Below are 26845 nucleotides of genomic sequence, written 5' to 3' on the forward strand. Positions count from 1 at the left end.
TCGATATACAAATGCCCGCCTGGGGAAACTCCGTTCCCGCCCGGCTTGGAGGCCAGGCACACGCGTTCGGCTCGACAGCCACCGGTTCGAGTGTTTCCAGATTTGCCAGCAGGGAGTGACCATCCCCTGAAAGGGCCGGGCCCCTTCAGGAGATAAGGTTAGTCAGAAATCAGGATTTCTTGTCGTCAGCCGCTTTATCGGTCGGCTTGGCGATCAGTGCCTTGAGTTCTTCGCTCATCGGGAAGTTCAGGTTCAGGCCTTTTGGCGGGATTGGCTGCATGAACCATTTTTCGTAGATCTTGTTGATCTCGCCCGAAGCGTAGGTGGCCTTGATGGCGTCATCCACAGCCTTTTTGAACGGCTCGTCGCCCTTGCGCATCATGCAGCCGTAGATTTCGTAAGACTGTGGCGTACCGGTGACGGCCCAGTCGTCGGCTTTCTTGGCCTTGGCGGCTTCGCCGGCCAGCAGGGCATCGTCCATCATGAACGCGACGGCACGGCCGCCTTCGAGCATCTGGAAGGATTCGCCATGGTCCTTGGCGGAGATAACGTTCATGCCCATTTGCTTGTCGGCGTTCATGGACTTGAGCAGGCGCTCGGACGTGGTGCCGGCGGTGGTCACGACGTTCTTGCCCTTGAGGTCGTCGAAATCCTTGTACTTGGAGTCTTTCTTGGACAGCAGGCGGGTGCCGATCTCGAAGATGCCCACGGAGAAGTCAACTTGCTGCTGACGCTCGACGTTGTTGGTGGTGGAGCCGCACTCCAGGTCCACGGTACCGTTCTGCACCAGCGGGATACGGGTTTGCGAGGTGACCAGGTTGTACTTGACCTGCAGGTTCGGCAGGTCCAGGTCCTTCTTGATCGCTTCGACGACTTTCAGTTGGATGTCGTGGGAGTAGCCGACCGGCTTGCCGGAAGCGTCCGCGATGTAGGAGAACGGAATGGAAGCGTCGCGATGCCCAAGCGTAATGACGCCGGACTCTTTGATCTTTTTCAGTGTGCCGGTCAGTTCGGCTGCGAAAACCGGAGTGCTGATCAGAGCGGCAGCAATGGCTGCGCCCAGGAGATGGGGAACGATACGCATCGATGTTTCCTCGACATTGTTTTTTTTATTTCGGCCGGTTCGTCGGCCCTGAGTACTTCGAAATGCCTGGCAGCTCCTGGTGTGTTGGCGTGCAGGCATTCGTCTCGAGGAGTGTAGAGCATGACTCGTGCCAGGCCAGGGCATCTTGGTTAACTTGTTGTTTTAACTGGTAATTAATGTTTTGTTTCAGGTTTTATGCGGAGGGCTTTATCCGGTTAGCCGAATTGACTGGCGGGTCGTGTTCGGAAAACCGAATGGCTTGAGCCTGTCTCGATCCAGTGTGGGAGCGAGCTTGCTCGCGATAGCGGTGTGTCAGTCACATAGGGTTGAATGTGCTGGCGTCATCGCGAGCAAGCTCGCTCCCACAGGGGGCTGCGGTGTGTTGCGCAATGCAAAAAAAGCCCCTGAATCGCGGGATTCAGGGGCTTTGGGTTTTGCGGGATATCAGTCAGGCCGCTTCGATCTTGCGACGGTTGTGCTCGACCTTATCCAGGTACTGTTGCAGCTTCTCCTGTTCGGCCGCGGTGGTGAACAAACCCAGCTTGCTGCGGCGCCAGAGGATGTCCTGGGCGTCGACGGCCCATTCGTCGCTGCACAGATAATCGACTTCGCGGGTGTAGAGGCCGGCGCCGAGGTGTTCGCCCAGGTCGCCCAGGTCATGCACGCCTTCGAGCATGCGCCAGGTACGGCTGCCATAGGTGGTGGCCCAGCGCCGGGCGATGTCGGTCGGCAGCCAGTCGAACTTGTCACGTAACGCCGAGCACAGCGCTTGCGGGGTGGTCATGTTTTCGCCGCCGGGGAGGGCTTCTATGGCGGTCCAGCTTCCGCGCATCTGCGTGAAGTAGGGAGCCAGTTGCGCCATGGCCGATTCGGCCAGTTTGCGATAAGTGGTCAGCTTGCCGCCGAACACCGACAGCAACGGGGCTTCTTCGCCGCCGCCCGACAGCGCCAGGGTGTAGTCCCGGGTCACGGCCGATGGGTTGTCGGATTCGTCGTTGCACAGCGGACGGACACCGGAATAGCTGTGCAGGATATCGTCGCGGCTGATCTGCTTCTTGAAGTGGGCGTTGACCACCTTCAGCAGATAATCGGTTTCACCTTCGGTAATCGCTACCTTGGCCGGATCGCCGGTGTATTCGCGATCCGTCGTACCGATCAGGGTGAACTGGTTCAGGTACGGAATGGTGAACACGATGCGCTGATCTTCGTTTTGCAGAATGTGCGCATGCTCGCCTTCGTAGAGTTTCGGCACGATCAGGTGGCTGCCCTGGATCAGGCGGATGCCGTAGGGCGACTCCAGCTTCAGGTCATCGCGAATGAACTTGGCGACCCACGGGCCGGCGGCGTTGACCAGCGCCTTGGCGCGGATCGAAAACAGGCTGCCGTCGGCACGTTCCAGGTGCAAGTGCCACAGGCCTTTGCTGCGACGAGCATTCACGCAACGGGTGCGGGTGTGGACATGCGCGCCTTTTTCCCGGGCAGCCATGGCGTTGAGCACCACCAGCCGCGCGTCGTCGACCCAGCAGTCGGAATATTCGAAACCTTTGGTGATCTCGCTTTTCAATGCGCTGTCGGCACCGAACTTCAAGCTTTTCGAGCCGGCGAGCTGTTCACGTTTGCCCAGGTGATCGTAAAGGAACAGGCCAGCGCGAATCATCCAGGCCGGGCGCAGGTGCGGGCGGTGGGGCAACACGAAGCGCATTTGCTTGACGATGTGCGGAGCCTTGGTCAGCAGCACTTCGCGTTCGGCCAGGGCTTCACGCACCAGGCGGAATTCATAATGTTCAAGGTAACGCAGGCCGCCATGGATCAGCTTGCTGCTGGCCGACGAGGTATGGCTGGCCAGGTCGTCCTTTTCGCAAAGGAACACCGAAAGACCGCGACCGGCAGCGTCCGCGGCAATCCCCACACCATTGATACCGCCACCAATGACGGCGACGTCATAGATCTCGGCGAGAGGGGGCGTAGGCAAGGTAGAAGTGGGCATCGGCTGGCCTCGGGCTTTTTTCGTAATATTTGAATTCGAACATAAATGTTCATTTGCGAAAATACTAGCCCATAAACAACGCAACAGCCAGTCGGCTTCGATTGAAAATACTGATCAAAGGAAGCCAAAAGGAAAATTTTCGAACACGAAGAGAGGTTGAAGTCGACAGGGAAGCAGTTGTGGCGAGGGAATTTGTGGGAGCAAAGCTTGCTCGCGAAACAGGCGCTTCGTACTTTGTAGAAACCGCGTCGTCTTCATCGCGGGCAAGCCTTGCTCCCACAGCCAGTCTTGCCACAGGGTATTGGAGGAGGCGTTAAACCACCTCCAGCCGAATCTTGTGCTGGCTCAGCAATTGCGCCAGGGCCGGCACCGGTTGCTGATCGGTCACCAAGCAGTCGATCAGGCTGATAGGCCCCAGGCGGACCATGGCGTTGCGCCCGAATTTACTGGAGTCCGCCGCCAACAGCACTTGTCGGGCGTTGGCGATGATCGCCTGGGAAACCCGCACTTCCTGGTAGTCGAAGTCCAGCAGACTACCGTCTTCATCGATCCCGCTGATGCCCACCAGGGCGAAGTCGACCTTGAACTGGTTGATGAAGTCGACGCTGGCCTGACCCACTACGCCGCCGTCACGTCGTACGTTGCCGCCGGCGATCAGGACTTCGAAGTCGTCCTTGGCACTGAGGATCGACGCCACATGCAGGTTATTGGTGATGACCTTCAGATGGTTGTGATTGAGCAGTGCCCGGGCGATGGATTCGGTGGTGGTGCCGATGTTGATGAACAGCGAGGCGTGATCGGGGATCTGGGCGGCGATGGCTTCGGCGATGCGTTGCTTCTCGTCGCGCATCTGGTCGGCGCGCATGGCGTAGGCGGTGTTTTCCACGCTTGAATCGTAGGCGGCGCCGCCGTGATAGCGGCGCAGCAGGTTCACTTCCGCCAGTTGATTGATGTCGCGGCGGATGGTTTGCGGGGTGACGACGAATAACTGCGCCATTTCCTCGATGCTGACATAGCCGCGTTCGCGGACCAGTTCGAGGATTTGCTGCTGGCGGGGAGGCAGATTCATGGGGCTTCCTTTGGGCTGCCATACAAAATTTGCCCATGATGCCGCAGGAATCCACTCCCGACCAGTTACAGAACCTTATCCGGCTTTATTCAGCGTCTTCGTGGGGCTCCCAATCGCGGGTGCGGCTGACCGCTTTCTGCCAGCCGGCATAGAGTTTTTCTTTCGCTGCCTCGTCCAGTTGCGGTTCGAATTCGCGCTCGATCACCGCTTTGCCGCGCAGTTCCTCCAGGCTGCCCCAGAAGCCGCACGCCAGGCCGGCCAGGTACGCCGCACCCAGGGCCGTGGTTTCACGCATTTTCGGTCGCTCGACCTGGGTGCCGAGAATGTCGGCCTGGAACTGCATCAGGAAGTTGTTTGCCACCGCGCCACCGTCGACGCGCAGGGCCCTGAGGCGTTCACCCGAATCCTGTTGCATGGCGTCGAGGACGTCGCGGGTCTGGTAGGCAATCGACTCCAGGGCTGCGCGAATGATGTGATCGACCCGTACGCCACGGGTCAGGCCGAACAGCGCGCCGCGGGCATAGGGGTCCCAATACGGCGCGCCCAGGCCGGTGAAGGCGGGCACCAGGTACACGCCGTTGCTGTCCTTGACCTTGTTGGCAAAGTATTCGGTATCCAGGGCATCGTTGATGATCTTCAGTTCATCGCGTAGCCATTGGACCGTGGAGCCGCCATTGAAGACGGCGCCTTCCAGGGCATAGGCCACTTCGCCACGGGGGCCGCAGGCGATGGTGGTGAGCATGCCGTGATTGGATTTGACGGCCTTTTTACCGGTGTTCATCAACAGGAAGCAGCCGGTGCCGTAGGTGTTTTTCGCCTGGCCCGGCTCCACGCACATCTGGCCGAACAGGGCGGCCTGCTGGTCGCCGGCGATGCCACCGATGGCGATGCCGCTCTTGGTGCGGCCATAGATTTGCGAGGACGATTTCACTTCGGGGAGCATTTCGCGGGGGATGTCGAGGATCTCGAGCATCTTGGCGTCCCATTCCAGGGAGTGGATGTTGAAGAGCATGGTGCGCGAGGCGTTGGTGTAGTCGGTGACGTGGACCTTGCCGCCGGTGAATTTCCAGATCAGCCAGCTATCGACCGTGCCGAACAGCAACTCACCGTTGCGCGCACGCTCGCGGCTGCCTTCGACGTTGTCCAGGATCCACTTGAGCTTGGTGCCGGAAAAGTACGGGTCGGTGACTAGGCCGGTGGTCTGGCTGATGTAGTGCTCGTGGCCGTCGCGCTTGAGCTGTTGGCAGATCTCGGTACTGCGCCGGCACTGCCAAACAATGGCGTTGTAGATCGGCCGGCCGGTGGTCTTGTCCCAGACCACGGTGGTTTCCCGCTGGTTGGTGATGCCGATGGCGGCGACCTGGTCGTGGTGCAGGCCGGCCTGGGCCAGGGCTTCGACCATGACCGCGCTCTGGGTGGCGAAGATTTCCATCGGGTCGTGTTCGACCCAGCCGGCCTGCGGGTAATGCTGGGCGAATTCGCGTTGGGCGGTGCAGACCACGTTGGCGTCACGGTCGAAGATGATTGCCCGCGAGCTGGTCGTACCCTGGTCGAGGGCAATGATGTAGTTCTTGTTCTGGATATCGGTCATTTCGATTGCCTCGGGTCTTTCATAAAGGGAGACGTAAATAAGGAAAGAAGCCACGGCGCAGGCCGCAATGGCAGGAGCCTGCGCCGACTGTTTCAGGACGTTCTGGGCTTGCCATCAATGGCCGGTTTTGCATCCTTTGTAGCAGTTATGGCGCTGGGCAGGTGGCGGGCAATCAACCCACGATAAGCCGCAGCACCGAGGCATGCACCCACGATAGGGGCAAAAATCGGAACCAGGAAGTACGGGATGTCGCGTCCACCCGTGAGGGAAATTTCACCCCAGCCTGCGAAGAAAGTCATCAGTTTAGGACCGAAGTCCCGCGCCGGGTTCATCGCAAAGCCCGTCAGCGGCCCCATGGAGCTGCCGATCACGGCAATCAGCAGGCCGATCAGCAAAGGCGCCAGTGGGCCACGGGGCAAGCCATTGTTGTCATCGGTCAGGGACATGATCACGCCCATCAGGATGGCGGTGATGATCGCTTCCACGAGGAAGGCCTGGCCAGTGGACAGTGCCGCGTGCGGGTAGGTGGAGAACACCGAGGCCAATTCGAGGCTCGCTTCGGTGCCGCGAATCATGTGCCGGGACTGTTCGAAATCGAAGAATAGATTGCTGTACAGCGTATAGACCAGGAGAGCGCCGCAGAAGGCGCCGGTCACTTGGGAAATGATGTAGAAAGGCAGTTTGCGCTTTTCGAAGTCAGTGAACAGGCACAGGGCGATGCTGACTGCGGGGTTGAGGTGGGCTCCGGAAACGCCTGCGCTCAGGTAGATTGCCATGCTGACGCCGACGCCCCAGATGAGGCTGATTTCCCACAAGCCGAAACTCGCACCCGCGACCTTGAGCGCCGCGACGCAGCCGGTGCCGAAAAAGATCAGCAGGCCCGTTCCCAGGAACTCGGCCAGGCATTGGCTGGACAGGGACGGCTGTTGTAAAGCAATTGTCATTCAAACCTCGGTTTTTGTTTTTTTGCAGCGCGCTCGATACAGCTCGATTGCGCGACCTCCACCGAGGCAGGATCCCCATCCTGATCTCGGGTTGCAGCTTGAGACATGCAATGTGACTTTCAGTTTCGAAAAAATATAGACAAGAAACGCTGGTGTCAAAGGTCGAAAGTGAACCACTGGTCACATTTCAACTATTCGCAGTGTGAATGACTCTCCCGTTGCCGGCGCGTCACCGGTGCTGGCAGCGCAGTCCCGAAGCCTTTTCACAGGCGATGGCTTAGAATCCGCTCACTCTTTTTGATTTCCTTGTCAGGAGCGGTCATGACACCCGCGTTGGATCTGCTTAAGAAAGTGCGCGCCGAACATCGCATCCACAGTTATGAACACGATCCCAAGGCTGCGTCCTATGGCTTGGAGGCGGCGGAAAAGCTCGGGCTGGATCCGGCGCAGGTGTTCAAGACACTGTTGGCGGCCAGTGAAAAAGGTGAGTTGTTGGTGGCGGTAGTGCCTGTGGCCGGGAGCCTGGATTTGAAAGGCCTGGCCCATGCCGCCGGTGTGAAGAAGGTCGAGATGGCCGACCCGGCCGCCGCGCAGCGTTCGACCGGTTATTTGCTCGGTGGCATCAGCCCGCTGGGGCAGAAGAAGCGTTTGCGCACGTTTATCGACAATTCCGCACAGCCACTCGCCACCCTGTTCGTCAGCGCAGGAAGGCGCGGGTTGGAAGTCGAGTTGGCGCCTTCGGTATTGAAGGAGCACACCGGAGCGGTGTTTGCTGATATTGGGCGGGCTTGATAGCAGGGTGGCTGCTGCGCAGCCAAGCGGGAGCAAGCTCCCTCGCCACAGGGGCGTAAGGCCTGGTCAGTGTTTTTATCCGGCGCTGTAGGGTGAAAATTCTGCTGATCTGTCACTGGATAAGCCGTGCCGCTGCACTGCATGCTGGCGCATCAAAAAAAGGAGAAGTGCCATGCAGCTTGCGTTTCATCAGGTCGATGCGTTCAGTGACCGGCCGTTCGGCGGTAACCCGGCGATGGTCTATCGGCTCGACGGCTGGCTGGCCGACGACTTGATGCAGAAGATCGCCGCCGAACATAACCTGGCTGAAACCGCGTTCCTGGTACGTGAAGGCCAGCATTGGCATATCCGCTGGTTCACCCCCACCACCGAAGTGCCGCTGTGTGGACACGCCACACTGGCCAGCGCTTATGTGCTGTTCGAGGTCTATCACGAAACCGTCGAGCGCCTGGATTTCATCTGCCGGTCCGGTTCGTTGAGCGTGACACGTGAAGGTGATCGGCTGTGGCTGGATTTTCCGGCCGTCGTGCCGGCCGAGTTGGGCGCCTCCCTGGCAGTGCAGAGTGCCTTGGGCGTCGAAGCGGTGGATGTGCTGAGTTCCAACGAACTGTTCGTGGTGCTGGAGTCGGAGCAGGCAGTGCTCGATTGCAAGCCGGACATGGCGGCCTTGGCGAAACTGCCCTGGCCCGGCGCTATCGTCACCGCGCCGGGGAGCAAGCATGATTTTGTCTCGCGCTATTTTGCCCCGGCGATCGGCATCAACGAAGACCCGGTGACCGGCTCGACCCATTGCAGCCTGATTCCCTATTGGTCCAAGCGCCTGGGCAAGCACGGACTGACGGCTTATCAATGCTCGGCCAGGGGCGGGGCGTTGTTTTGCCGGTTGGAGGGGGAGCGGGTGAAGATTGGCGGGAATGCGACGTTGGTGGCCAGTGGGACGTTGATGCTGCACTCAAGCCAATGACATCAAATGTGGGAGCGAGCTTGCTCGCGATAGCGCTGGTTCAGCGTGCATTGATGCTGAATGTGCCTATGTCATCGCGAGCAAGCTCGCTCCCACAGGGTCTTGCATGTCTTCAGGTCTTAGCTGGCCGCGCTGTAACGCCGCACACCGCTGTCCACTGGCGGGAGGTGCGCCGCGGTGCTGCCTGAGGCCTGGAACAACACCAGGTGTTCAGCTGCCACGCGGATGCCGACACTGTCCCCGACCTGATGGTCGGCATGGCTGGGGAAGATCGATTCCAGTTGCGCGCCGGTGGGCAGTTGCAGGCGATACAAGGTTGAAGCACCCAGGAAAGTCTTGCCAACGATGCTGGCGGTGAGCGGGCTGTCCGGTGCGTAGACGATATCGTCTGGTCGCAGCAGCACGTCCACCGCACCGCCGATGGGCCAGGTGTAGGCCCGGTTGCCACGCAGGATGCCCAGCTCGGTCTGTACCGATTCCGGGCTATCGAGCTGGCCGCGAATGAAGTAACCCTGACCAACGAAACTGGCGACGAATGGCGTCAGCGGTTCGTGATACAGGTTGTAGGGCGTGTCCCACTGTTCCAGGCGACCTTCCCTGAATACGCCGACATGGTCACTCACGGCGAAGGCTTCTTCCTGATCGTGGGTGACCAGGATCGCGCTGGTGCCGCGGGCCTTGAGGATGTCCCGCACTTCATGGCTGAGCTTGCGGCGCAGCTCTCCATCGAGGTTGGAAAATGGCTCATCGAGCAACAGCAACTGCGGCTCCGGCGCCAATGCACGGGCCAGGGCCACGCGCTGCTGTTGGCCGCCGGACAGTTCATGGGGAAAACGCTTGCCCAGGTGTTTCAGGTTGACCAGTTCCAGCAATTCTTCGACGACGCGGTCCTTGTTCGGATGTTTGCGAATGCCAAAGGCAATGTTCTGGGCCACGCTCAGGTGGGGGAACAGGGCGTAGTCCTGGAACACCATGCCGATGCGGCGTTTTTCCGGGGCGAGGGTGAAACCGGCGCGGGAGATGGTTTCCCCGGCCAGTTGGATCTCACCCTCGTGCACCGGTTCGAAGCCGGCAATGGCGCGCAAGGTCGTGGTCTTGCCGCACCCGGACGAACCGAGCAGGCAACCGATATCACCGGCATTGAGGTGCAGGTTCAGGTTCTGCACGACCCGTTGATCCTGATAACCGCAGGCCAGGTTGTGCAAGTTCAGCAGCAGGGCGTGGCTCATGCGTGGTGATACGCCGGCTCGACCAGGAATTCGAGCAAGGCCTTTTGCGCATGCAGGCGATTCTCGGCCTGGTTCCAGGCTACCGAACGCGGGTCATCCAGCAAGTCCATGCTGATCTCCTCGCCACGGTGGGCCGGCAGGCAGTGCATGAACAGCACCTCGGCATCCGCCAGGTCGAGCAGGGCCCGGTTGACCTGCAGTGGCGCGAACAACTTGAGGCGCCTGGCGGTTTCTTCTTCCTGGCCCATGGAGGTCCAGACGTCGGTGCTCACCAGGTGCGCACCGGCCACGGCCTGTTTCGGGTCACGGACGATGGACACCCGGTCTCCGGCCTTGGCCAGCAACTCGGCATTGGGGTCAAAACCTTCGGGGCAGGCAATGCGCAACTGGAAGTCGAACTGCATCGCCGCTTCTATATAGCTGTTGCACATGTTGTTGCCATCGCCGATCCAGGCCACGGTCTTGCCTTGGATCGAGCCACGGTGCTCGAGGAAGGTCTGCATGTCGGCCAGCAACTGGCAGGGGTGCAGGTCGTCGGACAGGCCGTTGATCACCGGTACGCGGGAATGAGCCGCGAACTCGGTCAGGGTGCTGTGGGCAAAGGTACGGATCATCATCGCGTCCAGCATGCTCGACATGACGATGGCGCAATCGCTGATGGGTTCGCCACGGCCCAGTTGGGTGTCGCGGGGCGACAGGAAGATCGCCTGGCCGCCCAGCTGGATCATGCCGGCTTCGAAAGAGATGCGTGTGCGGGTCGATGACTTCTCGAAGATCATCCCCAACACGCGGTTTTTCAAGGGCTCGAACAGTACGCCGCGGTTACGCAGGTCCTTGAGCTCCACGCCTCGACGGATCACGCCGAGCAACTCATCGGGCGTGAAATCCATCAGGGAGAGAAAGTGCCTTGCGCTCATGATTGACTACCTTTTGTAACTGACCGCAGATGCTCAAAGCCTTGTTTAATGAAAAAACGGGCGAGACCTGCGGCAAAAGCCGCACGGGGCGACGAAATAGGGGAAGGCGCGATCTTATAATTAAATGTCGCGTCTTACCAATAGGGCTACGGTTTTTGGGGATTTCAGCGAAGCCATCACGCGAATGCGATGGCGCATTTGAGGCCGGTTTCCTGACAGCAGCAGCCCATTTGTACACTGGCGTTGCTCAGCTTGGCAATCAAGCGCAGCGGGCGCGCAGTGGCGGAGGGTCGGTTTATCCCGTGTCAGCCGATCTTTGCGCCTGTCTGCTGGCGACTGTGAAACATTTCCTAATGCAAAGGCCTGGGTTATAAATGAGCCTCAGCGGCACAGGAGCCCGAAATGGATTCGAAAGAGCAACAATTGATGGAATTGCTGGGGCTGACCGCACGCTCGCTGACGCATCTGACAGCTTCGGTGACGTCCATGTCATTCGAATTGCTGCGCAGCGATGACGAGGTGACCAAGGCCGCCGGCCGCCGGATGATCGATCGCATGGCCACGATCAGCAGCGGCCTGGACGAGCATTGGCGATTGATTGGCGAGCTGACCGGTGTCCCCATTACCCAGGAGCAGGTGGAAACCGTCGAGGAAATCCAACTGCTGGCACCGCCTGCCGACCAGCCTTGACGGCATGTCATCGGTGGGCCTGATGCCCGGCGATTCACAGGACGAACGTCGCTGGCGCTGCCGGGAATCACGCGCCATAGTTTTGTTCCCGCGGCCGAAAGTGCCCGCCACGAATAAAACAGAGACTGGCCATGACCAAGACTCTCCACCACCGTGCGTGCCATCTGTGTGAAGCCATCTGTGGCTTGACCCTCGAAACCACCGAAACCGACGGCCAGGGCCTGGCGATCACCTCGATCAAGGGCGATGCGCTGGACACCTTCAGTCGCGGTCACATCTGCCCCAAGGCGGTGGCCCTGCAAGATATCCAGAACGATCCAGATCGCCTGCGCCACCCCATGCAGCGCATCGGCAACGAATGGCACCCCATCGCCTGGGACGATGCCTTTGCGTTGGTGGCCGAGCGCCTGGCGGATATCCAGGCGCGCCACGGCCAGAACGCGGTGGCGGTCTACCAGGGCAACCCCAGCGTGCATAACTATGGGCTGATGACCCACAGCAATTATTTCCTGGGCCTGTTGAAGACCCGCAGCCGTTTCTCGGCGACCTCGGTGGACCAACTGCCCCATCACCTGACCAGCCACCTGATGTACGGCCACGGTTTGCTCCTGCCGATTCCGGACATCGACCACACCGACTTCATGCTGATCCTGGGCGGCAACCCATTGGCCTCCAACGGCAGCATCATGACCGTGCCAGATGTGGAGAAGCGCCTCAAGGCGATCCAGGCCCGGGGCGGCAAAGTGGTGGTGGTCGATCCGCGCCGCAGCGAAACGGCGGCCATTGCCGACCAGCATGTCTTTGTACGCCCGGGTGGCGATGCCGCGCTGCTGTTTGGCTTGCTCAACACCCTGTTCAGCGAGGGCCTGACCCGTGACAGCCATCTGCCGGTGGACGGCCTGGACGAGGTGCGCGCGGCCGTAGCTTCTTTCACGGCGCAAGCGATGAGCCCGCTCTGTGCGGTGCCGGCAGCGCAGATCCGGCAATTGGCCCGAGACTTCGCCGCCGCGCCGTCAGCGGTGTGCTACGGGCGCATGGGGGTGTCGACCCAGGCGTTCGGCACGCTCTGCCACTGGCTGATCCAGGTGATCAACCTGGTGACCGGCAATCTTGATCGAGTGGGCGGTGCTTTGTGCACCGAGCCGGCGGTGGACCTGGTGGCCACCACCTCGGGCGGGCATTTCAATCGCTGGCAGAGCCGGGTGTCCGGGCGTCCCGAGTACGCAGGGGAGCTGCCGGTGTCGGCCCTGGCCGAGGAGATGCTGACCGAGGGCGAAGGCCAGATTCGTGCGCTGGTCACCGTGGCCGGCAACCCGGTGCTGTCGACACCCAACGGGCGGCAGTTGGAGCAAGCCCTGGATGGGTTGGAGTTCATGGTCAGTGTCGATTTGTACATCAACGAAACCACCCGTTACGCCGACCTGATCCTGCCCTCGACCTCGGCCCTGGAAAACGATCACTACGACACCACGTTCAACCTGTTCGCGGTGCGCAACGTGACCCGCTTCAACCGGGCGATCCTGCCCAAGCCTGAGGGGGCGCTGCACGATTGGGAAATTTTCGTCGGCCTGGCGAAGGCCTTTGCTGCCCGGACCGGCAAGGAACTCAAGCCGACCATGCCGCCGGCGCAGATGATCGACTTTGGTCTGCGCAACGGGGCGTATGGCGACGCCTCGCCGCACAAGCTGTCCCTGGCGACCTTGTTCGACCATCCCCATGGCGTCGACCTCGGCGCACTCAAGCCCAACCTGGCTCCGCGCCTGAAAACCGAAAGCCAGCGGGTACAGGCCGCGCCGGCGGTGATTCTCGCCGACCTGGCGCGTTTTGCCGCATTGCAGGCGCCAGAACCCGATGAGCTGCTGATGATTGGCCGCCGCCATGTGCGCAGCAATAACTCCTGGATGCATAACTTCCATCGGCTGGTGAAGGGCAAGCCGCGTCATCAATTGCTGATGCACCCGGACGACCTCGCCTCTCGCGGTCTTGCCGACGGGCAGCGGGTGACGGTCAGTTCGCGAGTGGGGGCCATCGAAGTCGAGGTGCTGGGCAGCCTGGACATGATGAAAGGCGTGGTCAGCTTGCCCCACGGCTGGGGTCATGCCCGGCCGGGCGTGCAGATGACCATTGCCAGCGGACAGCCAGGCTCCAGCGCCAATGACCTGACCGATGATCGCCAGCTCGACGAGTTGTCCGGCAACGCGGCGCTCAACGGTGTACCGGTGAAGGTGGCGGCTGCGTAAAATTGTCTCTGAGCAGCACGTTCTGCTTTCCGTTACAATGCGCCACCGTGTCGACAACTGACGTCGCAAAGTTTAAGCCGAGGTGCTCCGTGGATATCATCGAAACGATTAAAGACCAGATTGCCAACAACACCATCCTGCTTTACATGAAAGGCTCGCCGAACGCACCACAGTGCGGCTTCTCGGCCAAGGCCGCTCAGGCTGTGATGGCGTGTGGCGAGAAGTTTGCCTACGTGGACATCCTGCAGAACCCGGAAATCCGCGCCAACCTGCCCAAGTACGCCAACTGGCCAACCTTCCCGCAACTGTGGGTGGGCGGCGAGCTGATCGGCGGTAGCGACATCATGACCGAGATGGCCGCTGACGGCTCTCTGCAGGCCACGATCAAGGAAGCGGTAGAAAAAGCTGCGGCGAACAAGACTGAAGCCTGATTCATGGAAGTCTGTTCACCCCATAGGTTGTGGTGAACACGAAACCTTGTGGGAGCGAGCTTGCTCGCGATAGCGGTGTGTCAGTCAGCAGTTTTTTACCTGAACCACCGCTATCGCGAGCAAGCTCGCTCCCACAGTGGTTTTGGGTAGGGCCTGGGGAAAACAGGCAATAAAAAGCCCCGCCTCTCGAAAGAGGGCGGGGCTTTTTAGTAGCTTGCTTGCGGGGAAGTTTACTCTTCACCCATCTGCGATTGCAGGTAGTTCTCAAGACCAACTTTGTCGATCAGGCCCAGTTGGGTTTCCAGCCAGTCGATGTGCTCTTCCTCGGATTCGAGGATGTCTTCCAGCAGTTCACGGCTGCCGAAGTCGCCAACGCTTTCGCAATGGGCGATGGCGGCCTTCAGGTCGGCGTGGCCGGTGCGCTCGATGCGCAGGTCGCACTCAAGCATTTCCTTGGTGTGTTCGCCGATGTGCAGCTTGCCCAGGTCCTGGACGTTCGGCAGGCCTTCGAGAAACAGGATGCGCTTGATCAGCTTGTCCGCGTGTTTCATCTCGTCGATGGACTCGTGGTACTCGTGCTTGCCCAGCTTGTTCAGGCCCCAATCCTCGTACATGCGCGCATGCAGGAAGTATTGGTTGATCGCGACCAGCTCATTGGCAAGGATCTTGTTGAGATGCTGGATGACTGTAATGTCGCCTTTCATGATGAGGCCTGCCCTGTAATAGCTGTGTATAGGGCGGAGTTTGAGCCGCGTATTTATCGGTGTCAAACCTAAGTTATTGAATAATAAATGAAAATTAATCGGAATAAGAATGTTTGTGTTCCGCGTCTGTACGCTAAGCATTTGATTTACAGGCATAAAAAAACCGGACATTGAGTCCGGTTCCTTGAAAAGCTGTCTTTACGCGGCCGTAAATTCTACCGGGTAGGGGATCGAGGCCTGTGCCGTTTGCACTTTGGCGAGGGTTTCACGCACCACTTCCTTGGCCAGGCAGGCACATTTGCCGCATTGGCTGGCTACGCCGGTGGCCTGGCGGACTTCGCGATAGCTGCAGCAACCTTCATAGATCGCTTCGCGGATTTGTCCGTCGGTGACGCCAGTGCAGAGGCATACATACATAAGTGAGAACCGTCGCTGGTTGTGACTCAATTGAGACGGATCTTAATGTTAACGAGAATGATTGTCAAAGTGGTTTCTCAACGTCTTGCGCCAGAGCGATGCCAGGCTGACGAACGGTTTCTTTCCAGATAACGAAGGTGGAACGTAGCGGGGCGGGGAATTTTCGATACCACCGAAAAACGGTTGAAGACAGCCCAAATCCGCGGTGTATGATGGTCGGCCCTTGCAAGCGGGTTCGTGTCACAGGGCTGTCGCCTGAGGGTGGCAGGCTGGCCCGGACCTTGTTTTCACGCTATTACATCAGGAGATATCCAATGAGCGTACTCGTAGGCAAACAAGCCCCAGACTTTACCGTTCCAGCCGTCCTCGGCAACGGCGAAATCGTCGACAGCTTCACCCTGTCCTCGGCCATCAAAGGCAAATACGGCCTGGTGTTCTTCTATCCGCTGGACTTCACCTTCGTCTGCCCGTCCGAGCTGATCGCACTGGATCACCGCATGGATGATTTCAAGGCGCGCAACGTTGAAGTGGTTGCTGTTTCGATCGACTCGCACTTCACTCACAACGCCTGGCGCAACACCCCGATCAACAATGGCGGTATCGGTCAGGTGAAATACACCATGGCTGCCGACATGAAGCACGAAATCGCCAAGGCCTATGACGTTGAGTCCGAAGGCGGCGTGGCCTTCCGTGGCGCGTTCCTGATCGACGACAAGGGCGTTGTCCGTTCGCAGATCATCAACGACCTGCCGCTGGGCCGTAACATGGAAGAGTTGATCCGTCTGGTCGATGCGCTGCAATTCCACGAAGAGCACGGCGAAGTCTGCCCGGCCAACTGGAAAAAAGGCGACAAGGGCATGAACGCGTCGCCTGAAGGCGTGGCCGCTTACCTGAGCGAGAACGGCGACAAGCTGTAAGCGCACACCCAGGCATAAAAAAAACCGGCCCTCGATGGGCCGGTTTTTTTATGGGTGTTTCAAGCCAGATCATCGGCTGAAACACAGCACCCTGTGGCGAGGGGATTTATCTGTGGGAGCAAGGCTTGCCCGCGATGGCGGCGATGCGGTCTTCCAAAAAACCAGTCGCCTGTGTCGCGAGCAAGCTTTGCTCCCACAGAGTGGCGCCGCCACAATGGCTCTGCTCTTTAGTCGTCGAAATCCTGCCAGCCGCCCATCTCTTTCCACCGGTTGACGATGCCGCAGAACAGCTCGGCGGTCTTCTCGGTGTCGTAGCGGGCCGAGTGGGCTTCACGGCCATCGAAATCGATGTCGGCCGCCTGGCACGCCTTGGCCAGGACGGTCTGGCCATACGCCAGGCCAGCCAGGGTCGCGGTGTCGAAGCTGGAGAACGGGTGGAACGGGTTGCGCTTCATGTCCAGGCGCGCGACGGCGGCGTTGAGGAAGCCCAGGTCGAAGCTGCTGTTGTGGCCGACCAGGATCGCCCGCTTGCAACCGTTGGCCTTGAGCGCCTTGCGCACGCCACGGAAGATGTCGGTCAGGGCCGTTTCTTCGCTGACCGCCATGCGCAACGGGTGATCGAGCTTGATCCCGGTGAACTCCAGGGCCGCCGCTTCGACGTTGGCGCCTTCGAACGGTTCGACCCGGAAGAAATAGGTGTGGTCAGGGAACACAAAGCCTTTTTCGTCCATGCCGATGGTGGTCGCGGCGATTTCCAGCAAGGCGTCGGTGGCGGAATTGAAACCACCGGTTTCTACATCGACGACCACCGGCAGGTAGCCACGGAACCGCGCGGCCATGGGGTGACGGGCGCCGCCCGAACCACCGTTGCCGTCCAGTTCGTCGTCGAAATGATCTTCACTCACGCGTTTTCCTCCAGCAGGCGCCAGCGCAGTTTTTCACCGGCGCGCAGCGGGATGACGGTCTGCTCGCCGAAGGGCAGGCTGACGGGGGCGGTCCATTCGTCACGGACCAGGGTAATACGATCGGTGTTCACCGGCAGGCCATAGAAACTCGGGCCGTGCAGGCTGGCGAAGCCTTCGAGCTTGTCCAGCGCGTCGCGCTGCTCGAACGCTTCGGCGTACATCTCGATGGCGGCATAGGCGGTGTAGCAGCCGGCGCAACCGCAGGCCGCTTCCTTGGCGTGCTGGGCGTGGGGCGCCGAGTCGGTGCCGAGGAAAAACTTGGCGCTACCGCTGGTGGCGGCGTCCAGCAGAGCTTCCTGGTGAGTGTTGCGCTTGAGGATCGGCAGGCAATAGAAGTGCGGCCGGATCCCGCCCACCAGCATGTGGTTGCGGTTGTACAGCAGGTGATGGGCGGTGATGGTCGCGCCGACGTTGGCCGGGGCCTCGTTGACGAACTGCACGGCATCGCCGGTGGTGATGTGCTCGAACACCACCTTGAGGGTCGGGAAACGTTCCACGACGCGGCGCATGTGCTCGTCGATGAAGATCTTCTCGCGGTCGAACACGTCGACGTCGCCCCGGGTGACTTCACCATGGATCAACAGCGGCATGCCGACTTCGGCCATGGCCTCCAGCGCCGGGAAGATCTTGTCGATGCTGGTGACACCGGAGTCGGAGTTGGTGGTCGCGCCGGCGGGGTACAGCTTGGCGGCATGGACAAAACCGCTGGCCTTGGCGTCGCGAATCTCTTCGGGCTGGGTGCGGTCGGTGAGGTAAAGCACCATCAGCGGTTCGAAGCGGCTGCCAGCCGGGCGCGCGGCGAGGATCCGCTGGCGATAGCCATCGGCTTCGGCGGCGTTGCGCACGGGCGGAACCAGGTTAGGCATGATGATTGCGCGCCCGAAGGTGCGCGCGACATCGGCGACGGTATGGGTCAACACAGCACCATCGCGAAGATGAATATGCCAGTCGTCGGGACGCAGCAGGGTCAGGCGGTCGGACATTGGGGGGCTTCCAGGCGGGTCAAACTCTGGGGAATGCTACCGGAAAAGACCGATTCAGGCACCCGCTATCAAGTTCTGCCACAACTTACCGATAGCTCCTACAGGTGTGCCACGAATCCGTGCAGTGCCCCGGACAGGCGTCATGCCCTCAAGCATGCGTCGATCTTTGTATAAAAGTCAGTGGAGCCTCCCGTGCGCCAGCGTTATCTAGCCTTGCTCAGTGTGTTTGCCAGCCTTCCCGCCATGGCGCTCACTTTCCAGACCCGTCTGGAGAGCATTGAGTGGACGGTCGAAGGCGACAAGTTCGAGTGCCGGCTGAGCCAGCCGATCACCGATTTCGGCAGCGGCGAATTCGTGCGCCGGGCGGGCGAACAGGCCACGTTCCGCCTCAAGAGCCATAACCCGATGCTGGGCGGCGGTTCTGCCACGTTGCTGGCGGCCGCCGCACCGTGGCAACCGGGGCGCGGCGACATTAACCTGGGGTCGGTCAGGATCGGCAGTGGCGACGTGTTGTTCAACAGTTCCCAGGTTCAGGCCGGGCGCTTGATCAGTGGGCTGATGGAGGGTCGCAGCCCTGTGGTGCGGCGTAACACCGAGGATGGACGGGTTTCGGAAGTCCGATTGTTGCCGGTGCGCTTCAATAAGGCCTTTAGTGACTATCAAGGCTGCGTGGCGAAACTGTTACCAAAGAATTTCGAGCAGATTAAGCAAACTCAAATCGGTTTCCCCGGCGAAGGGGTCGAGCTCGATGCTCAGGCCAAGGCCCAGTTGCAGGTGATGCTCGACTTCATCAAGGCCGACCCGAGCGTCAATCGTGTCGAGCTCGACGGTCACTCTGACAATAGCGGCAACCGCCTGACCAACCGTGAGCTGTCGCGCCGCCGGGCCCTGGCGGTCCAGGACTTCTTCAAGGCCAATGGTTTTCAGGAGTCACAGATCACACTGCGGTTCCATGGCGAGCGTTATCCCCTGGTGTCCAATACCAACGCCGCCAACCGGGCCAAGAACCGTCGCGTGGTCGTGCGCCTGGAGCGTGGGGCGCCGGTTGAAGCTCCGGCACCAGCACCGCAGCCAGCGCCCGCTGCGGCTCCAGCCAAGGCCCCGGCGCCGACTGCCGCGCCGGCCAAGGCACCGATCTCCACGCCCGCTTCCACCGCTGCGCGGACGTCCTGAGCCGGATTGGTCGTCGCGCGCTCGACATAATCTGTCGCTTCGTCGTCATAAGCTGTCGCGCCCCTGTAAATTATCCGCGCTGGACGTTAGACTTCCCGGCTTTCCGTACAACCCGTGGAGTGATGGCATGGCGGACGTAAACAAGGTCGTTCTGGCGTATTCCGGCGGCCTGGACACTTCGGTGATCCTCAAGTGGCTGCAGGACACTTATAACTGCGAAGTGGTGACCTTCACCGCAGACCTGGGGCAGGGCGAAGAAGTCGAACCTGCACGCGCCAAGGCTCAGGCCATGGGCGTCAAAGAGATCTACATCGATGACCTGCGCGAAGAGTTCGTCCGCGACTTCGTGTTCCCGATGTTCCGCGCCAACACCGTTTATGAAGGCGAGTACCTGCTGGGTACGTCCATCGCCCGTCCGTTGATCGCCAAGCGCCTGATCGAAATCGCCAACGAAACCGGCGCTGACGCCATTTCCCACGGCGCCACCGGCAAAGGCAACGACCAGGTGCGTTTCGAGCTGGGCGCCTACGCCCTCAAGCCGGGCGTGAAAGTCATTGCACCGTGGCGTGAATGGGACCTGTTGTCCCGTGAAAAACTGATGGACTACGCCGAGAAGCACGCGATCCCGATCGAGCGCCACGGCAAGAAGAAATCCCCGTACTCGATGGATGCCAACCTGCTGCACATCTCCTATGAAGGCGGCGTGCTGGAAGACACCTGGACCGAGCACGAAGAAGACATGTGGCGTTGGACCGTCTCCCCGGAGAAGGCCCCAGACACCCCGCAATACCTGGAGCTGACCTATCGCAATGGCGATATCGTTGCGCTGGACGGCGTGGAAATGAGCCCGGCCACCGTGCTGGCGACCCTGAACCGCATCGGCGGCGAACACGGCATCGGTCGCCTGGACATCGTCGAGAACCGTTATGTCGGCATGAAGTCCCGCGGCTGCTACGAAACCCCGGGCGGCACCATCATGCTGCGCGCCCACCGGGCGATCGAATCGATCACCCTGGACCGCGAAGTGGCCCACCTCAAGGACGAGTTGATGCCCAAGTACGCCAGCCTGATCTACACCGGCTACTGGTGGAGCCCTGAGCGTCTGATGCTGCAGCAAATGATCGACGCCTCCCAGGCTCATGTGAATGGCGTGGTACGCCTGAAGCTGTACAAGGGCAACGTGATCGTCACCGGGCGTAAGTCCGACGAGTCGCTGTTCGATGCCAACATCGCGACCTTCGAAGAAGACGGCGGTGCCTACAACCAGGCCGACGCGGCCGGCTTTATCAAGCTCAACGCCCTGCGCATGCGCATCGCGGCGAACAAGGGTCGCAAGCTGTTCTGATCCTGGCTATAAAAAAAACGGCCTGCCTTGAGCAGGCCGTTTTTTTTTACCCCCCTTTTTACGCGTGCCGCAGCGTTGTACCTGATGGCTCATTCATCCTGCCCGTGGGCTGCAAGGTCTGCCTGGTTGTAGATGACGTACACGACGATGCCGACGTGCTTCAAATGCTCCGATCGACAAGTCTCGATCAAACGCTGGGATTGGCTGCATAAGATACAAAGGGCGTCCGGCGATTCACGCCTGTGTCGATGAAGGCATATCAGCAGCCGTGGGTCCTTGCCTGTCCGGCGCAGCATTCGTTTACGCCGGCCGGTCGCGTCATCCATGGTCTTTATGAAGTGCTTGCTCTTGCGAAAATCAGAAGGTGAATACAAGGAACGATAATTGAAGTTGAGCGTGATGAAAAAAAGCAGCAATAGATAAAACGGAAAGCTGATCAGGAACCAAAGGTAATACTCACGATCCTGGTCATCCAGGAAAGGCAGGGAAATCGCCGCGGAAGTTTCGGATAAAGTTGCGAATATGGCGATAAGGGTCATGGGGTTGGTGATGGTTTTCAAAGGTTTGTTCATGGTTAATGCTCATGGAATATTCATGCTCGGTGAGTAGGTTGAAAAAGAGTGTCGGTGGTTAATAAGGGGCCGATGCAGCTGTCAGGAGCGCTAATATTTAATATCAGCTATCCGAGTGTCTTTTATATATGAATTCCTATTGCTGAAGTGAAGTACGGCCGTTTTAACAGTAAATAATTCGGTTACTCTTTATGAGTAAAGAGCATTTCGATGGCCGGTCCGCAGACAGGTGGCGCGGTGAAAGGGTGCATTATTCATAGAGGTAGCGGATTGTTAAAGGTGGTCAGTCCATCTCTGTAAAAAATTCAGGACACATTTTTCCCCGCGGAATTTGTAGGAATTTTCTGTATAGCTTGTAGGTTCTGTCTCTCGGTGCGAGCGGTCAGGGGGGAGCGGCATGCCAAGGTAGAAATGACTAGGCTATTGTGCGTGCTCTAAAAATTCGAACAGCGAAGTTGGATTTGCCCATGAATAAAGTGCTGATCGTGGATGATCATCCCGTCATTCGTCTTGCTGTACGTTTGCTGATGGAGCGTCATGGTTATGAGGTCGTTGCCGAAACCGACAACGGCGTCGATGCGTTACAACTTGCTCGTGAACTTATGCCCGATATCGTCATTCTCGATATCGGTATTCCGAAACTGGACGGGTTGGAGGTCATTGCCCGTTTGACGGCCATCCCTTCGTCAATGAAGGTGTTGGTGCTGACTTCTCAGGCGCCCGGACATTTTTCGATGCGCTGCATGCAGACAGGGGCGGCCGGGTATGTCTGCAAGCAACAGGACCTTACCGAGTTATTGAGTGCTATCAAGGCTGTTCTGTCCGGTTACAGTTACTTTCCGAACCAGGCACTGCATACGGTGCGATCAAGTCTGGGTAACGCCAGTGAGTCCGATATGGTCGATCGGTTATCGGGGCGGGAGATGATGGTCTTGCAGCAACTGGCGCGCGGCAAGACCAACAAGGAAATCGCCGATGGAATGTTCTTGAGCAACAAGACCGTCAGTACTTACAAGACTCGTCTGTTATTGAAGCTCAATGCCCGTTCGCTGGTCGACCTGATCGAGCTGGCGCAGCGCAATGGGTTGGTGTGAGGCTTCTGTCACGCGTACTCAGTAAAAAGCCTCCATCAGGGAGGCTTTTACGTGTCAGAGGTCAAAGTCGTAATCGGCCAGTTGCTTCTGTAAACGACGCTCTTCCAGCAGGTTATCGATGGTGCGGCGCTTGCTCAGGTTGGTTTTCGCCACTTCCACGACCACAGGTTCGACGTCGTCGGCCTCAGCGGCGATGAATTCGTCTTCTACATCCAGTTGTTCTTTGCCAGCACTCATGGGTTCGACTCCAGGCTAAGACTGCCATTGGCGCTCCTTATATCGATAAACCACGGGCGGGTAAAAAAGATTTTTTCAATCGATGGATCGATAAAAGCAATAGCGCCTCAATCGTCAGAGGTCTTGTGCTTGTATTCGCATAAATCTTCGATTCGGCAGCTGCCGCAGCGGGGCTTGCGCGCCAGGCAGACGTAGCGTCCATGGAGGATGAGCCAGTGATGGGAGTCCAGCAGGTATTCCTTGGGGACAAATTTCATCAGCTTCTTCTCCACTTCCACCACGTTTTTGCCGGGGGCCAACCCGGTACGGTTGCTGACGCGGAAAATGTGGGTGTCGACCGCCATGGTCAACTGCCGGAATGCGGTGTTGAGCACGACGTTGGCGGTTTTGCGGCCAACACCCGGAAGGGCCTCCAGTGCTTCACGGGTCTGCGGGATTTCACTGCCGTGGCGCTCGATCAGCAGGCGGCAGGTTTCGATCACGTTCTTGGCCTTGCTGTTGAACAGGCCGATGGTCTTGATGTACTCGGACAACCCTTCAACGCCCAGGGCGTAGATTGCTTCCGGGGTGTTGGCAACCGGGAACAATTTAGCCGTGGCCTTGTTGACGCCGACGTCGGTGGACTGGGCCGACAGGATGACCGCGATCAGCAACTCGAACGGCGAGGAATAGGCCAGTTCGGTTTTCGGTTCCGGGTTGTCCTCGTGAAAGCGACGGAATATTTCCAGGCGTTTTGCGGCGTTCATGGGCGCGGCGTTTCCTCGGTGGTTGAAGGGGATTTGGCTGCCGTCCAGGCCTGTCGGGCCGCCAACAGCAGCCCGAGCAGAATGAACCCACCCGGGGCGAGCGAGGCCAGGGGGAGACCGCTGCCGATCAGCTCGCGCAGGGTGCCCAGGCTGATCATCAAGAGACCGAACACCCCAGCCAGCCTGAGGCGTCCAGGCCAGCGCGCTTCAACGAAGAAACCCGCATGCTCCAGCGCCACGCAGCTCAGGGCGATCCAGCCCAGGTACAGGCTCAGCGATCGATACGGTTCCAGCGTCCAGGCCTGGATGATCAAGCCTGTGCAAGTGGTCAGGGTGGCGGCCAGCACAATGGCGGCGAGCAGCCGTTGCCCGGCTGTCAGGCGCTGCCGGACAAGCCCCATCGCCAAGCCTTGGCAGAAGAGAATCAAGGCCCAGGCCAGCCATAGCACCAGTGCACCCATCAGCGAATCGCTGGCGCCAACCAGCGGGACGAGCAGCAGGCCATGTGTCAGGCCCCATGGTTTATTCATTGGCAGGCACTCCCATCAACTGAGCCTTGTGCTCGTCGAAGTAACGCAACGCGTCGTGAACCGCCTGGAGCACCGCCCGGGACGTTACCGTTGCGCCGGCCAGTTGATCGAACTGACCCTGGTCCTTTTTCAAAGCCCAGCCGCTGTCGTCAGGCGCCTGGCGTGATTTGCCGGTGAAGGTCTGCAACCAGGCGTTCGGCCAGCCGGCAATCGCCGCGCCCAACCCGGGTGTCTCGGCCTGGCGCAGCGTCTTGACGCCCAGCAGCCGGCCCTGTGGGTCGATGGCGACCAGCAATTCGATGCTGCCTTCATAGCCCAGCGCCTGGCTACGCAGCAGCACGGCGCTGGGCTGGCCGTTGCGGGTCGCCAGGTAACCGTCCAGCAGCGTGCTATGGGCCAAGGGTACCGAGGCGGTGAAAACCGGGTTCGCCAACGGCTGATTGTCATAGCGGTCAGTGGGCAGTACCTCAAGCAAGATCCTGTTCGCCAACGCTTGCCGCTGGGCCTCGATGCGCTCGGCGGTGCCTAGGTGTGTGAGGTAAGTGGCACCGCTACCGAGGCCGATCAACAGGATCAGGGTTGCCACGCCGCCGGGATTCTTCATGTCAGTGGTCGCCGTTGTCGCGCCTCGGCAAACCGGTCCAGTGCCGGCACGCCGAGGTTCATCAGCAACACCGCGAACGCCACGCCATCCGGGTAGCCGCCCCAGGTGCGGATCAGGTAGACCAGCAGCCCCATGCCCGCGCCAAACAGCAAGCGGGCGAGCGGGGCCTTGGCACCTGAGACCGGTTCGGTGGCGATAAAAAACGCGCCGAGCATGGTCGCGCCGCTGAACAGATGAAACAGCGGTGAGCCGTGGGAGTCGGAGCCCGAGCCGTTCCAGCACAACAGGCTGACGATGAACAGGCTCGCCAGCAGGCCCACCGGCGCATGCCAACTGAACACCCGTTGCTGCAACAGAAACAGGCCGCCTGCCAGGAAAGCCAGATTGACCCATTCGGCACCGCGGCCACCGAAACGCCCGAACGCCGGATTGCTGGCGAACAGTTCATCGATGGTCAGGCTCGTGTTGGTCCGTAGGCTGTCCAGAGCGGTGGCCCCGGCCCAGGCATCGGGCGCCGGATGGATGCCGAACACCTGTTGCAGGCCTTCAAGCAGGCCCATGCCGTGGGGCGCCGGACTCATATGGGCGGGAAACGCCACCAGCACCAGGGCGTACCCGAGCATCGCCGGGTTGAACGGGTTGCTGCCGACGCCGCCCCACAGGTGTTTGCCGAACAGCAAGGCGCAGGCGGCCGCCGTGACGGTCAGCCACCAGGGACAATACGCCGGCAAGGCCAGGGCCAGCAGCGTGGCACTGACCAGCGCGCTGCCATCGTTGAGCTCGGGTTTGAGCGGCCGGCGGCGCAAACGCAGAATCCACGCTTCGACCGCCAGCGCGGTAAAGCCGGACAACAGCAGGTTGAGCGCCACGCCCCAGCCCTGGAACCACAGCAACGCCAGCACGCCGGGCAGTGTCGCCAGCAACACCCGCATCATCGCGGGCCGCAGCCGTTCGTCCACAGGCTCAGGAAGCGGCATGGACGTCCACCTGGCGTTCGGCATCCTTCACCGCTTGCTCCAACGCCTGCAGCTGTTCGTCCGAGGCCGCTGCCGTGCGGGCTTTGCTGAGTTCGGCGCGGCGCATCGCCAGTTGGATCTTGGCCCGCTTCAGTTCGGCGCTTTGTGCCGGCGGCGGTGCTGGTGCTGGAGTGGCCGCCGGCGCGGCGTTCTCCAGTTGGCTCAGGGCCTGCTCGGCTGCTTCGAACTGGCGTTGCAGCACAATCAGTTGCGACTGCTGTTCGAAGGTCGGCGGATGGCCGAACGCTTTCAAGGATTTGTTCAACTGCGCCCGGCTCATGGCCAGGTCAACCTTGGCTTTTTTCAAGGCAGCATCGGCGGTGGCGGCTTTTTGCGCGCGCACGCGTTCCAGTGCGGCTTGTACGGGATTGAGCGGCTGCTCCTGTTCCTTGGCCTGTGCTGCGCGTTGGGTTCGAGCCAGGCGTTCGGCCTGGCGTTGTTCTTCTTCGCGGCGCAGGCGCGCATTGCGCTGTTCGAAGCGACGCCGGGCGTGATTGCGCTTGGCGGTTCGCGCCTGTTGCTCGGCGGCGCTGAAGGCCAAGCCGCCGACAATCGGCAACACGCTTGCCGTCGGCAGCGGCCGCATCTCGATGCAGTCGACCGGGCAGGGCGCCACGCACAGGTCGCAACCGGTGCATTCATCGATAAGGACGGTGTGCATCAGCTTGGCCGCACCGACAATCGCGTCCACCGGACAGGCCTGGATGCACTTGGTGCACCCGATGCATTCGGCTTCGCGGATAAAGGCGATTTGCGCCGGGGCCGCGCCGCGGCTGGTGTCCAGTTCCAGCACCGGTATGTTCATCAGCTCGGCCAGGGCCGCGATGGTTTCGCGTCCACCGGGCGGGCATTTGTTGATCGGCTCGCCCTGGGCGATGCCTTCGGCGTAGGGCTTGCACCCGGGGTGGCCGCATTTGCCGCATTGGGTCTGCGGCAGCAGGGCGTCGATACGTTGAATCAGGCTCATGTTTTGACCAGCCCGCGCAATCCGAGAAAGGCCACCGCCATCAGTCCGGCGCTGATCAACTGAATCGGCAGGCCCCGAAAGGGCAAGGCAATAGCGTTATTGAAGGTGCGCTGGCGCAGATCCTCGAACAGGCTCAGCACCAGCCAGAAGCCCAGCCCGGCACCCAGCCCCAGCGCCACGGCGTGACCCAGGCCTCGGTCTTCCTGACCGTTGAGCAACGTGACGCCCAGGATGCCGGCATTGCCGAGCAGCAGCGGCCACAACCCATCGAACGGCATTGCTGGCAGCCAGCGTGTCAGCAGGCGCAGCAAGGGCTCGATCAGCAAGATGCTCAAGGACAGCCAGACCAACAGGCGCAGGGATGTCAGGTTTGTCGGCACGAGTAGCCCATGATCGACCAGATAGCCCAGGGTGCCGACGATCAACATCAGGCACGTCGTTGCCACGCCCAGGGCGTGCACCTGTTTTCTGCCGTTGGCCGCCAGCAGCGGATCGACGCCCAGCGGCCAATGCAACACCAGGTTGTTGATCAGGGCAGCGCTGAACAGCGTGAGGACGATTTCGGTCATGGGTGCGTGGGCGACAAAGGGCCTGTTACAAGATTAGGCATTATCCGGCACGCCGGGCGCGTGGGCCA

The 26845-nt window shown here is 60.2% G+C and carries 27 protein-coding genes and 1 pseudogene; 9 read left to right on the forward strand and 19 right to left on the reverse strand.

Going from position 1 to position 26845, the window contains the following annotated elements; genetic code table 11:
* Window positions 1-169: 169 nt before the first annotated feature.
* From AC3A5O_RS05920 to AC3A5O_RS05940, 5 genes are all read right to left on the reverse strand, one after another.
* A complete protein-coding gene (locus tag AC3A5O_RS05920; protein ID WP_122569360.1) occupies window positions 170-1084 on the reverse strand; it encodes a glutamate/aspartate ABC transporter substrate-binding protein in 915 nt (304 codons plus the stop codon).
* A gap of 448 nt (window positions 1085-1532) precedes the next feature.
* Window positions 1533-3071, reverse strand: coding sequence for a glycerol-3-phosphate dehydrogenase (glpD, locus tag AC3A5O_RS05925; protein WP_354336349.1), 1539 nt, complete (start codon window positions 3069-3071; stop codon window positions 1533-1535).
* Between the two features lie 313 nt (window positions 3072-3384).
* Window positions 3385-4140, reverse strand: a complete 756-nt coding sequence (locus AC3A5O_RS05930) for a DeoR/GlpR family transcriptional regulator (protein WP_003204973.1) — start codon at window positions 4138-4140, stop codon at window positions 3385-3387.
* An 85-nt stretch (window positions 4141-4225) separates the two neighbouring features.
* Window positions 4226-5731 carry a glycerol kinase GlpK gene (gene glpK / locus AC3A5O_RS05935; protein WP_122569358.1) on the reverse strand — a complete coding sequence of 502 codons (1506 nt, stop codon included), beginning with the start codon at window positions 5729-5731 and terminating at the stop codon, window positions 4226-4228.
* A 92-nt stretch (window positions 5732-5823) separates the two neighbouring features.
* Window positions 5824-6675, reverse strand: a complete 852-nt coding sequence (locus AC3A5O_RS05940) for an MIP/aquaporin family protein (protein WP_122569357.1) — start codon at window positions 6673-6675, stop codon at window positions 5824-5826.
* Window positions 6676-6996: 321 nt separating this feature from the next.
* On the opposite strand from AC3A5O_RS05940, the gene ybaK reads away from it, so the two are divergent.
* Window positions 6997-7467, forward strand: coding sequence for a Cys-tRNA(Pro) deacylase (gene ybaK / locus AC3A5O_RS05945; protein ID WP_487752939.1), 471 nt, complete (start codon window positions 6997-6999; stop codon window positions 7465-7467).
* Between the two features lie 172 nt (window positions 7468-7639).
* On the forward strand, window positions 7640-8431 hold the full coding sequence (locus AC3A5O_RS05950; RefSeq protein ID WP_305468215.1) for a PhzF family phenazine biosynthesis protein: 792 nt from the start codon (window positions 7640-7642) through the stop codon (window positions 8429-8431).
* A gap of 119 nt (window positions 8432-8550) precedes the next feature.
* Here AC3A5O_RS05950 and AC3A5O_RS05955 read toward each other — a convergent pair whose 3' ends face one another.
* Window positions 8551-9660 (reverse strand): ABC transporter ATP-binding protein, encoded by a 1110-nt coding sequence (locus AC3A5O_RS05955; protein ID WP_305491000.1) that lies wholly within the window; start codon window positions 9658-9660, stop codon window positions 8551-8553.
* Window positions 9657-10577: an ornithine carbamoyltransferase gene (gene argF, locus AC3A5O_RS05960; protein ID WP_487752940.1), complete on the reverse strand. Its 921-nt coding sequence runs from the start codon at window positions 10575-10577 to the stop codon at window positions 9657-9659. The genes AC3A5O_RS05955 and argF overlap by 4 nt, the downstream gene beginning before the upstream one ends.
* Window positions 10578-10979: 402 nt before the next feature.
* Here argF and AC3A5O_RS05965 point away from each other — a divergent pair, with 402 nt between their 5' ends.
* The 3 genes from AC3A5O_RS05965 (at window position 10980) to grxD (ending at window position 13938) form a co-directional block, all read left to right on the forward strand.
* Window positions 10980-11267 carry a hypothetical protein gene (locus tag AC3A5O_RS05965; RefSeq protein WP_487752941.1) on the forward strand — a complete coding sequence of 96 codons (288 nt, stop codon included), beginning with the start codon at window positions 10980-10982 and terminating at the stop codon, window positions 11265-11267.
* A 131-nt stretch (window positions 11268-11398) separates the two neighbouring features.
* On the forward strand, window positions 11399-13507 hold the full coding sequence (locus AC3A5O_RS05970; RefSeq protein ID WP_305468212.1) for a molybdopterin oxidoreductase family protein: 2109 nt from the start codon (window positions 11399-11401) through the stop codon (window positions 13505-13507).
* An 89-nt stretch (window positions 13508-13596) separates the two neighbouring features.
* Window positions 13597-13938: a Grx4 family monothiol glutaredoxin gene (gene grxD, locus AC3A5O_RS05975; protein ID WP_003204956.1), complete on the forward strand. Its 342-nt coding sequence runs from the start codon at window positions 13597-13599 to the stop codon at window positions 13936-13938.
* 230 nt (window positions 13939-14168) lie between these two features.
* On the opposite strand, the gene bfr is transcribed toward grxD, so the two are convergent.
* Together bfr and AC3A5O_RS05985 are read right to left on the reverse strand one after the other, a co-directional pair.
* Complete coding sequence (gene bfr, locus AC3A5O_RS05980; protein WP_122569350.1) at window positions 14169-14642, reverse strand: bacterioferritin; 474 nt, start codon at window positions 14640-14642, stop codon at window positions 14169-14171.
* A 198-nt stretch (window positions 14643-14840) separates the two neighbouring features.
* Window positions 14841-15059 (reverse strand): bacterioferritin-associated ferredoxin, encoded by a 219-nt coding sequence (locus AC3A5O_RS05985; protein WP_003178704.1) that lies wholly within the window; start codon window positions 15057-15059, stop codon window positions 14841-14843.
* 314 nt (window positions 15060-15373) lie between these two features.
* Here AC3A5O_RS05985 and AC3A5O_RS05990 point away from each other — a divergent pair, with 314 nt between their 5' ends.
* Window positions 15374-15976, forward strand: a complete 603-nt coding sequence (locus AC3A5O_RS05990; protein WP_122569349.1) for a peroxiredoxin — start codon at window positions 15374-15376, stop codon at window positions 15974-15976.
* A 227-nt stretch (window positions 15977-16203) separates the two neighbouring features.
* Here AC3A5O_RS05990 and rnt read toward each other — a convergent pair whose 3' ends face one another.
* Complete coding sequence (gene rnt / locus AC3A5O_RS05995; RefSeq protein ID WP_003204947.1) at window positions 16204-16881, reverse strand: ribonuclease T; 678 nt, start codon at window positions 16879-16881, stop codon at window positions 16204-16206.
* Window positions 16878-17924 carry a dihydroorotase gene (gene pyrC, locus AC3A5O_RS06000; protein WP_122569347.1) on the reverse strand — a complete coding sequence of 349 codons (1047 nt, stop codon included), beginning with the start codon at window positions 17922-17924 and terminating at the stop codon, window positions 16878-16880. The genes rnt and pyrC overlap by 4 nt, the downstream gene beginning before the upstream one ends.
* Before the next feature lie 192 nt (window positions 17925-18116).
* Here pyrC and AC3A5O_RS06005 point away from each other — a divergent pair, with 192 nt between their 5' ends.
* Together AC3A5O_RS06005 and AC3A5O_RS06010 are read left to right on the forward strand one after the other, a co-directional pair.
* Window positions 18117-19097, forward strand: coding sequence for a flagellar protein MotY (locus AC3A5O_RS06005; protein WP_487752942.1), 981 nt, complete (start codon window positions 18117-18119; stop codon window positions 19095-19097).
* Window positions 19098-19224: 127 nt separating this feature from the next.
* Window positions 19225-20442, forward strand: coding sequence for an argininosuccinate synthase (locus AC3A5O_RS06010; protein WP_003204943.1), 1218 nt, complete (start codon window positions 19225-19227; stop codon window positions 20440-20442).
* Window positions 20443-20723: 281 nt separating this feature from the next.
* On the opposite strand, the pseudogene AC3A5O_RS06015 reads toward AC3A5O_RS06010, so the two are convergent.
* Window positions 20724-21014: pseudogene (locus AC3A5O_RS06015) on the reverse strand (hypothetical protein); the annotation flags it as partial.
* Between the two features lie 467 nt (window positions 21015-21481).
* Between AC3A5O_RS06015 and AC3A5O_RS06020 the strand changes: the two are divergent.
* Complete coding sequence (locus AC3A5O_RS06020) at window positions 21482-22108, forward strand: response regulator transcription factor (RefSeq protein ID WP_053124532.1); 627 nt, start codon at window positions 21482-21484, stop codon at window positions 22106-22108.
* Window positions 22109-22162: 54 nt separating this feature from the next.
* On the opposite strand, the gene AC3A5O_RS06025 is transcribed toward AC3A5O_RS06020, so the two are convergent.
* The 7 genes from AC3A5O_RS06025 to AC3A5O_RS06055 form a co-directional block, all read right to left on the reverse strand.
* A complete protein-coding gene (locus tag AC3A5O_RS06025; protein ID WP_003204937.1) occupies window positions 22163-22345 on the reverse strand; it encodes a PA3496 family putative envelope integrity protein in 183 nt (60 codons plus the stop codon).
* 107 nt (window positions 22346-22452) lie between these two features.
* Window positions 22453-23091, reverse strand: coding sequence for an endonuclease III (gene nth / locus AC3A5O_RS06030; RefSeq protein ID WP_053124528.1), 639 nt, complete (start codon window positions 23089-23091; stop codon window positions 22453-22455).
* Window positions 23088-23621, reverse strand: coding sequence for an Rnf-Nqr domain containing protein (locus tag AC3A5O_RS06035; RefSeq protein WP_305482256.1), 534 nt, complete (start codon window positions 23619-23621; stop codon window positions 23088-23090). Before AC3A5O_RS06035 ends, nth begins: the two co-directional genes overlap by 4 nt.
* Complete coding sequence (locus tag AC3A5O_RS06040) at window positions 23614-24225, reverse strand: RnfABCDGE type electron transport complex subunit G (protein WP_487752943.1); 612 nt, start codon at window positions 24223-24225, stop codon at window positions 23614-23616. Before AC3A5O_RS06040 ends, AC3A5O_RS06035 begins: the two co-directional genes overlap by 8 nt.
* The gene (locus AC3A5O_RS06045) at window positions 24222-25202 is read right to left on the reverse strand and encodes an RnfABCDGE type electron transport complex subunit D (RefSeq protein WP_487752944.1); all 981 of its coding nucleotides are present in this window, start codon (window positions 25200-25202) and stop codon (window positions 24222-24224) included. Before AC3A5O_RS06045 ends, AC3A5O_RS06040 begins: the two co-directional genes overlap by 4 nt.
* Window positions 25189-26208 (reverse strand): electron transport complex subunit RsxB, encoded by a 1020-nt coding sequence (gene rsxB, locus AC3A5O_RS06050; protein WP_305468203.1) that lies wholly within the window; start codon window positions 26206-26208, stop codon window positions 25189-25191. The genes AC3A5O_RS06045 and rsxB overlap by 14 nt, the downstream gene beginning before the upstream one ends.
* A complete protein-coding gene (locus AC3A5O_RS06055; protein ID WP_122569340.1) occupies window positions 26205-26777 on the reverse strand; it encodes an Rnf-Nqr domain containing protein in 573 nt (190 codons plus the stop codon). Before AC3A5O_RS06055 ends, rsxB begins: the two co-directional genes overlap by 4 nt.
* Window positions 26778-26845 lie beyond the last annotated feature (68 nt).

Source organism: Pseudomonas sp. Soil_N_39 (assembly GCF_057655955.1).